We start from the raw sequence: 12,268 nt of genomic DNA on the forward strand, positions 1-12,268 counted from the left end.
AATCCCCCTGTCGAAATCCCCAATCCTGCTTGGGTAGTCCCCCTCGCTTACGGTATACTCCACGCTTTTACATCTGACTAAAAAACATCAACTTTGACCATTACGAAACTTGCATGGCGTGACCTTGTTCCGGATACCGAGAGCTATCAGGAACTGTTTGCACAGCCAGATCTCGCAAAAGAACACGAATTCATCCTTAGCGATACGCAACCACGTTTGCATTATGCGCTGGAGCAGGTGTTAAGCCCATGGGCAACGGCACCTTTCATGTTGCTTAAAGCCCCGGAAGAAGCGGAGTACCTGACGCTTGTCGGGGACGCCATGCGCCAGTTGCAGCCGGAAACGAATGCCCTCTTTGGCGGCGAATATGGTATCGCGGGACATGATGTCACTTTCGAACCGGCAGTTCAGGCGGATGGCCGTTTTGCCGCTAAAGGCGAAGTGATTACCGCTAACTGGGTCGAGGCGGAACAACTCTTTGGTTGTCTGCGCCAGTTTAATGGTGAACTTTCGCTGCAACCGGGGTTGGTGCATCGCGCCAATGGCGGTGTACTTATCATCTCACTGCGTACCCTACTCTCGCAGCCGCTGTTGTGGATGCGTCTGAAAACGATTGTGAACCAGCAACGTTTTGACTGGGTCGGCTACGATGAGTCCCGTCCTCTGCCTGTCTCTGTTCCCTCTATGCCTCTGTCGTTGACCGTCGTGCTGACGGGTGACCGCGAATCTCTGGCAGACTTCCAGGAGATGGAACCGGAACTGGCTGAGCAGGCGGTCTACAGCGAGTACGAAGACAACATCCAGATTGCCGATGCCGACGATATGGCGCAGTGGTGCCAGTGGGTAATGGCTGTAGCTGAACGCTTTTCGCTGCCAACACCTGCGGCTGACGCGTGGCCAGGCTTGATTCGCGAAGCGGTGCGCTATACCGGTGACCAGGAAACGCTGCCCCTCTGTCCGCTCTGGATCGGCAAACAGCTGCGTGAAGTGGGGGTGATCAGCGGTAACGGTGCGTTCACCGGAGAACAGCTCACACAGATGCTGGCTCAGCGTGAGTGGCGAGAAGGCTATCTTGCTGACCGTATGCAGGATGAAATTCTGCTGGAACAAATTCTGGTCGAGACAGAAGGCGAACGCGTCGGACAGATTAACGCCCTGTCGGTGATTGAATTTCCGGGCCATCCTCGCGCAATCGGCGAACCGTCCCGTATCAGCTGCGTTGTCCATATTGGCGATGGTGAGTTCACCGATATCGAACGGAAAGCCGAGCTGGGCGGAAACATTCACGCGAAAGGCATGATGATCATGCAGGCGTTTTTGATGTCAGAGCTGCAGCTCGAGCAACAGATCCCCTTCTCCGCCTCGCTGACGTTTGAGCAGTCCTACAGCGAAGTCGATGGTGATAGCGCCTCTATGGCAGAACTGTGCGCCCTAATCAGCGCCCTGGCCGAAGTGCCCATCAATCAGAACATCGCGATCACCGGCTCGGTGGACCAATTCGGTCGTGCCCAGCCAGTGGGAGGCCTCAATGAAAAAATTGAAGGCTTCTTCTCTATCTGTCAGCAGCGCGGTTTAAATGGCAAACAGGGTGTGATTATTCCTGCTCCCAATGCACGCCATTTGAGCCTCAGTCAGGATATTCTGGATGCGGTGGAGCAAGAGCAATTCGCCATCTGGGCCATCGAAGGGATTGAGGATGCACTACCCTTACTGACAAACCTGGTATGGGATGGCGAAGGGCAAACCACCCTGATGCAGACCATTCAGGAGCGTATTGCTCAGGCGACACAGCAGGATGCTCGTCATCGTTATCCATGGCCGTTACGCTGGTTAGGCTGGTTTGGTTCGAACTGATCGGACTTGTTCAGCGTACACGTGTTAGCTATCCTGCGTCCTTCACTAAAATAAGGCTTACTGAGAACATGGTAGATAAACGCGAATCCTATACAAAAGAAGATCTTCTTGCCTCTGGTCGCGGTGAACTGTTTGGTGCGAAAGGCCCACAGTTACCGGCCCCGAACATGCTGATGATGGACCGTGTCGTGAAAATGACCGAAACCGGCGGCAACTTCGATAAGGGTTACGTAGAAGCAGAACTCGATATCAACCCGGATCTGTGGTTCTTCGGTTGCCACTTTATTGGCGATCCGGTAATGCCTGGCTGTCTGGGCCTGGATGCAATGTGGCAGCTGGTTGGCTTCTATCTGGGCTGGCTGGGTGGCGAAGGTAAAGGCCGTGCACTGGGTGTTGGCGAAGTGAAATTCACCGGTCAGGTTCTGCCTACTGCGAAGAAAGTGACCTATCGTATTCACTTCAAACGCATTGTTAACCGTCGCCTGATTATGGGCCTGGCGGATGGCGAAGTGCTGGTCGATGGTCGCCTGATCTATAGCGCGAGCGACCTGAAAGTGGGTCTGTTCCAGGACACTTCCGCGTTCTGATATTGCTTTTCGCAATCTCAAAAAGGCGAAACCTCCGCATTGCGGAGGTTTCTTTTTTTAAAGAGACGTTATCAGGCTATGAGTGCCCTGTCGCCGATGGCTTCTCGCCAGCCTCCAAGCCATTGTGACCTTTGGTTTATCGTCTGATAAGGACACATTTCTTTAGAACGTCCAGCGATGCCGGCCTGATAACCACGTTGATGAGCCCGTTCCAGGCGATCTCGTTTCTGTCTCTTCATGCCTCGTTTCCCTCATTCTTTTGTCTGGTGGAAAGAAAACAGTGTCTGCACAAATGCACAGGCACAGATAACGAATACCCCGAATTAGTCGCAGCGTCAATGTTCAAAATTCATACGGGTGTCATATTTGTGAGCTAGCTGGAAGATCATTTGTACAAAAATTGTGACCCGGCACAAGTAACAACCTGAAGTGAAAACGAAAAAAAAACCGCAATCAGTGGCAGACCGATTGCGGTTTTTGACGATGAATTTTACTTATGGCAGCCGGGAAATTTCCCTGGCGATACTGGCCGACTCCTGTGCCCAACCCTGAGCCAGGACTTTCACCATTTCGTCATAGCCATCTTTCTGCTGCTTCAGCTCCAGATGGAAAGGACGCTTAATCAGCTGCCCCTGATGATTCAGCAGCCACTCACCGCTGATCACCACCGCACCGTCATAACGGCCGTGGAAGCCTGTTACGGTGACGTTCAGCGTATCTTGATCGTTACCAAGCGGCTGCGAAGCGACAACCCAGCCCGGAAGCTGGCTGCCCAGATTGGCCACCAGCGTGTTGCGCAGTTGCTGATCCAGCGGGCTGGCCCACAGGTTGTTTGTCGCAATCACGTATTTCACATCGCTGGTCTGATAGACCACACCGTTACCTGCCAGATAATCTGGCACGGCAACCTGCTCAACCCAAAGCTGACGATTTCCCTGGCTGGCCGTACTTTGCCCGCTATTCTGCGTACTAACAGGCAACTGGTAGTAGCTTTTATTCTCTACACCTGAACTGCACGCCGTTAATAGCAGAGCGCCAACCATCAATAGCCACTTATTCATTCTTTTGCCCTCTTAGGCTCAGGATCCTTTTTATCTTTCGCTTCGAACACCAGCGCGTTGCTCTTCTCATTGAGCGTCTTCAGAACAGGCTGCAGTTCACGTAAGACCTGATCAAGGCGCTGCATATCAGCCACCATCTTGTTGTAAGCCGCAGAACCAGGCTGGAAGCCCTGCATACTGCGGTTCAGCTCACGCAACGTTTTCTGCATATCCTGCGGCAGTTGCTGCATGCTCTGGCTCGCTGTGATCTTGTTGATGTTATCCAGCGTGGTTTGCAGACGGCGCATCGTTGCCTGGCTCTCGCTCAGAGAGTTTGTCGCGGCTTCAATCATCGGATTCAGTGGCAGATTGTTAATCTTATCCAGCGTTTCCATCAGGCGCTGCTGGATCTGCGCCAGGCCGCTGCTCACCGTTGGGATAATCTTGTAGCCACCGAATTCACGGATACCGGTAATCGGCGGAGCTTTCGGGTAGAAGTCCATATCCACATACAGAGCACCTGTCACCAGGTTACCGGTTTTCAGCGACCCGCGCAGACCGCGTTCCATCAGTTGAGAGATATGCGTGCCAATATCCTGATTTTCGCCAATCTGATTGACCAGACGCTCTGGCTCAATGCGGATCAGCACCGGGATGCGGTAATCATCATCCAGCACCTGCTGAAGTCCCGGTACGAAGAACGGAACCTGCCCAACCGTACCAAGACGAATGCCGCGGAACTCAACCGGTGCCCCCGGCTGCAGGCCGCGAACGGAATCTTTAAAGAACATCAGGAAGTCAACATGATCGGTATAGAGCGCATCCTGAATGCTTTTTTGATCGTCAAAGAGACGGAAAGCGGTGTTCTCTGCAACTGGCTGCCCCAAATCCAGGCCTTCCGGCACGTCAAAACTCACGCCGCCACCAAACAGGGTGGTCAGCGAGCCCATTTCAACGCGCATGCCTGCCGATGTCAGATCCACCGCGATCCCACTGTCTTTCCAGAAACGGACGTTGCTGGTGACCAGTCGATCGTTTGGTGCATTGATGAAGAGTTGATAGCTGATCGCGCGTTTCTGCGGATCAAACGTGCTTTTCTCAACCGAGCCGACGCGGTAGCCACGGAACAGGACCGGATCACCCGCCGTGAGCTGACCTGCTTTTTTGCTGTCGAGGATCACGCGGATACCCTTGGCATCAGGCGGTGCAAGCGGCGGTGAATCCAGAAGCTGGTATTTGGCTGGCGGGTTACCCTTAGCGCCAGGTTGCAGCTCAATGTAGGCGCCCGAAAGCAGCGTCCCTAAGCCACTGATCCCCTCACGTCCCACCTGAGGCTTAACCACCCAGAACACGGAATCGCCATGCAGCAGTTTTTCCATGCCAGCATTGAGGCGCGCCTTGATTTCCACATGCGTTAAATCATCAGTCAGGGTTGCGCTTTCAACTACACCCACATCCACGCTGCGGCTCTTGATGGTCGTTTTACCGCCCTCAATCCCCTCGGCATTGGTGGTAATCAGCGTCACTTCCGGCCCCTGATGGCTGTAGTGATAAAACAGGATCCATGCCCCGATCAGTGCCGTCACGATGGGGAAAATCCACACCGGTGACCAGTTCTTGACCTTCTGCACTTTCGCCTCTCCACTCTTATTTTCCATGCTCTTACTCTTCCTCATGGCTTGATTCAGGCTCACGATCCCACGATAAACGAGGGTCGAAGGTCATGGCCGCAAACATAGTCATAATCACGACCAGTGCAAACATTAAAGCCCCCATCGCGGGATAAATACTCATCAATCCGCCCATCCGCACCAGTGCAGAGAGAACGGCAATAACAAACACGTCAATCATTGACCAGCGTCCGACAAACTCGACCACTTCATAAATCAGGTGCATGCGTTCGCTGTCGCGTTTACCGTGACCTTTCGCATCCCAACAGAGCCAGGCGATCGCGATCATTTTCAGGGTTGGCACCATAATACTGGCGATAAAGATTACACCGGCAACCGGATACGAACCTTCACCCCACAGCAATATCACCCCGGCCAGGATCGTCGAGGGCATTTTGTCGCCCAGCAGATCGGTGATCATAATCGGCAAGATATTAGCTGGCAGATACAGCATGACAGAGGTCACCAGTAGTGCCATCGTCCACTGCAGGCTGTTTTTACGCCGCACGTGCCCTTTGGTTTCGCAGCGCGGACAAACGTCGAGATCGGCGGGCAGCACGGCGGTACAGCACGGACACGAACGTAGCCCCTGACGAATACCGGGCACCCCGACCTTTACCGTCTGCGCAAGCGTCGGCGCTGGTGCGATATCGTCCCACGCCCAGCGCCTGTCCACACACTGGAAGGCGCGCAGCTGCAGGACGCAGTACAGACACCAGGGGATAAAGCTGCTGCCAATCCCCACGTCGCCATACGCCATCAGCTTCACGAAACTGACCAGAATCCCCGCCAGAAAGATCTCGGCCATCCCCCAGCTTTTAAGCTGAAAAAGGATACGCGCGAGTTTGATTTTCAGTGACGACGGCATCCTGACGCGGTTCACCAGCAGCAGGATAACGACCAGGCAAAAAGCCGGGACTATCTGGACGAAAAGCAGAAAAAAGGTGCCGAGGCTGGCGTAATCTTCTGAGAACATCACGCCCGGGATTTCGAGCAAATCGACCTGGCTGGTAATTCCACCCACCTTCATATAGATGAACGGGAAGAGATTGGAGAGCAGCAGCATGAATAATGCTGCCAGAGCGTAAGCAGTGGGACGCTGCCGCGGTGCGTCCCACTCGGTTGTCAACGTTGCGCCGCAACGTGGACACAGCGCTTTATGTCCGTGACCAAGCTCTGGCAACGCCACGAGCATGTCGCATTGCGAGCATAATATATGCCTGTCGGCATGGTGCTGGTCACACATATGTTATCCCTGTTTATGCGCCGTTTTTCAGAGACTCAAGGTACTCCCAGCGCTCAAATGCTTCTTCCAGGGCCTTTTCAGCCGCGGACAGTTCAGCCAGTATTTTCTGAGTATAGTCGTGCGATTGGGTAAAGAATGTCGCATCAGCAACCTGAGCTTGTAGATCTTCAAGCGTGGCCTCCAGCTCTTCCAGACGCTGAGGTAGCCCCTCCAGTTCGCGCTGCAGGTTATAGCTTAGTTTAGCCGAGCTTTTCTTGACAGTTTCTGCTTTTGTTACAGCAGGTTCAGAACTTATTTTGGACTTTGACTGTTTCTGCGCCAGAGACTGCGACTGCTGCCCTTTTGCATCGTGATAACCGCCGACATACTGACCAATTCGCCCTTCACCTTCGAAGATCCAGCACTCGGTCACGGTGTTATCCACGAATTGACGATCGTGGCTAACCAGCATCACCGTCCCCTGATAACCGTCGATCAGTTCCTCCAGCAATTCCAGGGTTTCGACATCCAGGTCGTTCGTAGGTTCATCGAGAATCAACAGGTTACTTGGCTTCAGGAACAGACGTGCCAGCAGAAGACGATTGCGCTCACCGCCTGACAGCGCGCGTACCGGCGTCATTGCACGTTTCGGATGGAACAGGAAGTCCTGCAGGTAGCCCAGCACATGGCGCGGCTTGCCGTTTACCATCACCTCTTGCTTACCTTCAGCGAGGTTATCCATCACCGTTCTGTCCGGATCCAGCTCTGCGCGGTGCTGATCGAAGTAGGCCACTTCAAGCTTGGTGCCGCAGTGGATACGACCGCTGTCAGCCTGCAATTGACCCAGCATCAGTTTCAACAGCGTGGTTTTGCCGCAACCGTTCGGACCAATCAGTGCAATTTTGTCCCCACGCTGAACCTGTGCCGAGAAGTCTTTCACCAGCACTTTACCGTCGACCTGATAGTTAACGTTTTCCATTTCGAAGACAATCTTGCCGGAACGGGACGCCTCTTCCACCTGCATTTTGGCGCTGCCCATCACTTCTCGGCGCTCGCTACGCTCACGGCGCATCGCCTTCAGCGCACGAACGCGACCTTCGTTACGTGTACGACGGGCTTTGATGCCCTGACGGATCCAGACTTCTTCCTGTGCCAGCTTGCGGTCGAACTCCGCATTCTGCAGCTCTTCCACGCGCAGGTTTTCTTCTTTTTCCAGCAGATAGGTATCGTAATCGCCAGGATAGGTCACCAGCTTACCGCGATCGAGATCGACAATGCGCGTCGCCATATTGCGAATAAACGAACGGTCGTGAGAGATAAAGATGATGGTGCCGCTGAAGGTTTTCAGGAACCCTTCCAGCCAGTCAATCGCTTCGATATCCAGGTGGTTCGTCGGTTCGTCCAGCAGCAGCACCTTCGGTCCGCTGACCAGCGCACGACCCAGTGCCGCTTTACGCAGCCAGCCGCCGGAGAGCGCTGACAGCTCCATATCGGCTTCCAGACCGAGCTGTGCCAGCACTTCATTAATACGGTTTTCCAGCTGCCACAGACCGTGGTGATCGAGCATCTCCTGCACTTTCGCCAGTTCGTTGAGATTCTTATCGCTCGGGTCAGTCATCACCAGATGTGAAATCTCGTGATAACGCTTCAGGTATTCAGCCTGCTCAGAAATACCTTCAGCCACGAAATCGTAAACGCTGCCGGTCACATGACGCGGCGGGTCCTGCTGCAGGCGAGAAACGATAAGATCCTGCTCGTAAACAATACGCCCGTCATCCAGACCCTGTTCACGGTTGAGGATTTTCATCAACGTGGATTTGCCCGCGCCATTACGGCCCACCAGACAGACACGCTCGTTATCTTCGATGTGCAGTTCTGCATTATCGAGAAGCGGTGAGTCGCTGAAAGAGAGCCACGCGCCGTGCATACTAATTAAAGACATTTATTTTTCCTTTCAGGCCGCGGTAATCAACCAGCAGTTATGGATTTGACGGTTACGGGCGAAATCCTGAGACAGCGTTTTTTGGCTGATTTCTTGTGCTTTTAGCCCCAGGGCTGCTAAGCCGTCATGATCCATACGGAAGCCGCGTTTGTTGTTCGAGAACATAATCGTGCCGCCTTTACGCAGGAGGCGCTTCAGGTCGGTCATCAGGCGCAGGTGATCGCGCTGCACATCAAAGCTATCTTCCATACGCTTGGAGTTGGAGAAAGTCGGCGGATCGATAAAGATCAGATCGAACTGCTCGTCGGTATCACGCAGCCAACCCAGCACGTCGGCCTGCATCAGGCGATGCTGACGCCCAGTTAAACCGTTAAGGCGCAGGTTGCGCTCCGCCCACTCCAGATAGGTGCGGGACATATCCACCGTGGTCGTGCTCCGCGCGCCGCCCAGACCCGCATGCACGCTGGCGCTGCCGGTATAGGAGAACAGGTTGAGGAAATCTTTGCCCTTGCTCATCTGTCCGAGCATGCGGCGGGCGATACGGTGGTCAAGGAACAGACCGGTATCAAGGTAGTCAGTCAGGTTAACCCACAGACGAGCGTTGTACTCGCCCACTTCAATGAAGTCGCCCTTTTCACCCATTTTCTGATACTGGTTTTTGCCTTTCTGACGTTCGCGGGTTTTCAGCACCAGCTTGTTTGGCGCAATACCCAGCACGGCGATGGTTGCCGCAATGACGTCCAGCATACGCTGACGCGCTTTTTGCGCATCAATGGTTTTCGGTGGCGCGTATTCCTGAATCACCACCCAGTCCGCATAGCGGTCTACCGCCACGTTGTATTCCGGCAGATCGGCATCGTACAGGCGGTAGCATTCAATACCTTCCTGCTTCGCCCATTTCTCGAATTTCTTCAGATTCTTGCGCAGACGGTTGGCGTAATCTTCCGCCACGCCCGACGGTTTGCTGTCCGCCGCTTTCTCAGCCAGATGGTAGTTCTTCTGCACGCAGTCCAGCGGGCCGTTTTTCGCCTTAAACTGGCGATCGGCACGCAGCTGCAGGCAACTCAGCAATTCAGGTGAAGCACTGAACAGGGAGAGATTCCAGCCGCCAAAGTAATCTTTCATATTGCGGCCCAACAGGCTGTGCAGGGCAATCAGCGCCGGTTCGCTGTCCAGACGCTCACCGTATGGCGGGTTACTGATAACGGTACCGTACGGACCTTTTGGCAACGGGTTGGTCAGGTTCGCCACGTCTTTCACCTCGAAGGTGACCAGCTCGCCGATACCGGCGCGACGGGCGTTGCTGCGGGCACGTTCAATGACGCGCGGGTCGCTGTCCGAACCATAGAAATGGGAGGTATATTCCGCCAGGCCCTTACGCGCACGGGTCTGCGCATCATCTTTGACCTCTTTCCACAGTGCTTCATCGTGCTGTGCCCAGCCCTTGAAGCCCCAGTGACCACGGTGCAGGCCCGGGGCACGGTCGGTGGCCAGCATGGCAGCTTCAATCAGCAATGTACCAGAACCACACATCGGGTCCAGCAGCGGGGTACCCGGCAGCCAGCCAGAGCGCATCACAATGGCTGCGGCAAGGGTTTCTTTGATTGGTGCCATACCGGTACGATCGCGGTAGCCGCGCAGGTGGAGGCCTGCGCCGCTCAGATCCAGAGAGATGCTAGCGGTGTCGCCGTTCAGCCAGACGTTAATACGCAGATCCGGATTTTCGCGATCGACGTTTGGACGTTCCTTATTTTTACGGGTGAAGCAGTCAACAATGGCGTCTTTAACGCGCAGGGCACCGTACTGGCTGTTGCGGATCTCATCATTCACGCCGTTGAAATGCACCGCAAAGGTGGCATTCGGAGTGAAGATCTCTGTCCAGTCGATCATCTGTACGCCGGTATAGAGGTCAAGGTCGCTATAGACCTTGCACTCTTTCATCGGCAGCATGATGCGCGACGCCAGACGGCTCCACATCAGGCTCTGGTAAATAAGCCGCGTGTCGCCCTCAAAATGGACACCACCCTGAACTACCTGGCACTCTTGCGCACCCAGGGCTTCCAGTTCAGTTTTTAACAGCTCTTCCAGCCCACGGGCCGTACTGGCAAACAGAGAATTCATATCGTCACTTTTACTCTTAGAAAATTGTCGCGCATTATAGCTAATATGGCGTGTATGTCATAAAGTTGAAGGCTTATTTTCATTCGAGGGAGTGTGCAGTGGCGACGTTATCCAGGCTTTTTATTCATCCGGTGAAATCCATGCGCGGCATCGGCATTTCTCACGCACTTGCCGACATGAGCGGATTTGCCTTCGATCGTATCTTTATGATCACCGAGCCTGACGGTACGTTCATTACTGCACGCCAGTTCCCGCAGATGGTTCGCTTTATCCCTTTCCCCCTTCATGACGGTTTGCATCTTACCGCGCCGGATGGTTCCAGCGTGGTGATCCGCTTTGCTGATTTTGCGCCTGTGGATGCGCCAACAGAAGTGTGGGGCAATCATTTTACCGCGCGTATTGCCGCTGACGAGATTAACCGCTGGCTTAGCGGCTTCTTCTCGCGCGATGTGCAGTTACGTTGGGTAGGCCCGTCGCTGACGCGCCGCGTGAAGCGTCACGACGCAGTTCCGCTCTCATTTGCGGATGGGTTTCCTTTCCTGCTGACCAGTGAAGCCTCCCTGCGCGACCTGCAGCACCGTTGTAAAGCCAGCGTTCAGATGGAGCAGTTTCGCCCCAATCTGGTGGTAACCGGTACAAAAGCCTGGGAAGAAGACACCTGGAAAGTGATTCGCATCGGCAGTGTGATTTTCGATGTCGCGAAGCCATGCAGTCGCTGTATCTTCACCACCGTAAGCCCTGAGAAAGGCCAGAAGCACCCTTCCGGTGAGCCGCTGAAAACTCTGCAATCGTTCCGCACTGCGCAGGACAATGGCGACGTGGATTTTGGCCTGAACCTGATCCCCCGTTCCAGCGGCGTGATCCGTGTCGGTGACGAGGTAGAAATTCTTGCCCGTGGACCCGCAAGAGTTTATGGCTCCGGTCAGGAAGACGAGTTTGTCGAGGTCGAGACGCAGGTCAGTTCATCAGTGGATATTCACTGGCAGGGCAACATCATCCGGGGAAATAATCAGCAGGTTTTACTTGAACAGCTGGAACAAGCAGGGATCCGCATACCGTATTCCTGCCGCGCGGGGATCTGTGGCTGCTGTCGAATCAAGCTGGTTGAGGGTGAAGTCAGTGCGCTGAAAAAATCCGCAATAGCCGACGACGGGACAATTCTGTGCTGTAGCTGCATCCCGACAACTTCAGTACAACTGGAAGCTTAAACAGCCTGTTCCAGGCTGAAAGAATCCACTCGAAGTTGGGGTTTCAGCCTGTCGTTCATGACCTTGATGGCATCCCCAAGTTGCATCGTCCGCCCGGCAATTGTCACGCCGGGCTGAGCCAGCAGACAGAGCGCGGCATTTTCGCCCGGCTCAACCACCAGCAGACTCACCTCTTCGGCGCTATCACTCAGGTTGACGCTGGCCGCGTCGCCCGTCGCCGGTGTCCAGCTCATGCCATGCGGCAGGAAATGCCAGCTTTTTGGCATTTGTGGTTTCAGGAAACGGATAGCCACCAGCGCATTTAATACCAGTTCGGCACGTTGCTCTTTAGAGAGCACCAGATCGCGACATTTTTCTTCAAAGGAGAAATAAAGCGCAGCATCGTCAACACAGAATCCTGACGGAGAAAAAGCGTCAGGGGTTAACATTCGGCGGGCAAAACGAGAACGAAACAACATACCATTGGCTAAATCGAGCATCATACGGTCATGCTCGTCGCAAAAATACCAGCGCCAGTTATCGTCAGGTTTAATTCGCATGTTTCTCTCCCGTCCCAAACGTCCTGTACTAAAAATGTCCTGCTCGTCGCTTCGTTTTTAACACCATTTAATAAAAGACTAT

General features: G+C 54.2%; 10 protein-coding genes. 3 read left to right on the forward strand and 7 right to left on the reverse strand.

The window, feature by feature from the left end; all coding sequences use genetic code 11:
* The first annotated feature begins 93 nt into the window (after nt 1-93).
* Nucleotides 94-1,854, forward strand: coding sequence for an AAA family ATPase (locus tag AC0XWG_RS22370; protein ID WP_475681091.1), 1,761 nt, complete (start codon nt 94-96; stop codon nt 1,852-1,854).
* Nucleotides 1,855-1,922: 68 nt separating this feature from the next.
* A complete protein-coding gene (gene fabA, locus AC0XWG_RS22375) occupies nt 1,923-2,441 on the forward strand; it encodes a 3-hydroxyacyl-[acyl-carrier-protein] dehydratase FabA (protein ID WP_008499931.1) in 519 nt (172 codons plus the stop codon).
* 71 nt (nt 2,442-2,512) lie between these two features.
* On the opposite strand, the gene rmf is transcribed toward fabA, so the two are convergent.
* The 6 genes from rmf to rlmKL all read right to left on the reverse strand — a co-directional run bounded on the left by rmf (nt 2,513) and on the right by rlmKL (nt 10,439).
* Entirely contained in the window at nt 2,513-2,680 is a 168-nt protein-coding gene (gene rmf / locus AC0XWG_RS22380; protein WP_013097261.1) for a ribosome modulation factor, read from the reverse strand.
* A 255-nt stretch (nt 2,681-2,935) separates the two neighbouring features.
* Nucleotides 2,936-3,502, reverse strand: coding sequence for a membrane integrity-associated transporter subunit PqiC (pqiC, locus tag AC0XWG_RS22385; protein WP_028019216.1), 567 nt, complete (start codon nt 3,500-3,502; stop codon nt 2,936-2,938).
* A complete protein-coding gene (pqiB, locus tag AC0XWG_RS22390; RefSeq protein WP_028019217.1) occupies nt 3,499-5,139 on the reverse strand; it encodes an intermembrane transport protein PqiB in 1,641 nt (546 codons plus the stop codon). The genes pqiC and pqiB overlap by 4 nt, the downstream gene beginning before the upstream one ends.
* 4 nt (nt 5,140-5,143) lie before the next feature.
* Nucleotides 5,144-6,397, reverse strand: a complete 1,254-nt coding sequence (gene pqiA / locus AC0XWG_RS22395; RefSeq protein ID WP_028019218.1) for a membrane integrity-associated transporter subunit PqiA — start codon at nt 6,395-6,397, stop codon at nt 5,144-5,146.
* Between the two features lie 13 nt (nt 6,398-6,410).
* Entirely contained in the window at nt 6,411-8,318 is a 1,908-nt protein-coding gene (locus AC0XWG_RS22400) for an ABC transporter ATP-binding protein (protein WP_028019219.1), read from the reverse strand.
* Nucleotides 8,319-8,330: 12 nt separating this feature from the next.
* On the reverse strand, nt 8,331-10,439 hold the full coding sequence (gene rlmKL, locus AC0XWG_RS22405; protein WP_134707401.1) for a bifunctional 23S rRNA (guanine(2069)-N(7))-methyltransferase RlmK/23S rRNA (guanine(2445)-N(2))-methyltransferase RlmL: 2,109 nt from the start codon (nt 10,437-10,439) through the stop codon (nt 8,331-8,333).
* Nucleotides 10,440-10,537: 98 nt separating this feature from the next.
* Here rlmKL and AC0XWG_RS22410 point away from each other — a divergent pair, with 98 nt between their 5' ends.
* Entirely contained in the window at nt 10,538-11,647 is a 1,110-nt protein-coding gene (locus AC0XWG_RS22410) for a YcbX family protein (RefSeq protein ID WP_475681092.1), read from the forward strand.
* Here AC0XWG_RS22410 and zapC read toward each other — a convergent pair.
* Entirely contained in the window at nt 11,644-12,186 is a 543-nt protein-coding gene (gene zapC, locus AC0XWG_RS22415) for a cell division protein ZapC (RefSeq protein ID WP_028019222.1), read from the reverse strand. The genes AC0XWG_RS22410 and zapC overlap by 4 nt on opposite strands.
* Nucleotides 12,187-12,268: the final 82 nt, after the last annotated feature.

The sequence above is a fragment of the Enterobacter sp. DVT3837 genome, assembly GCF_056238685.1.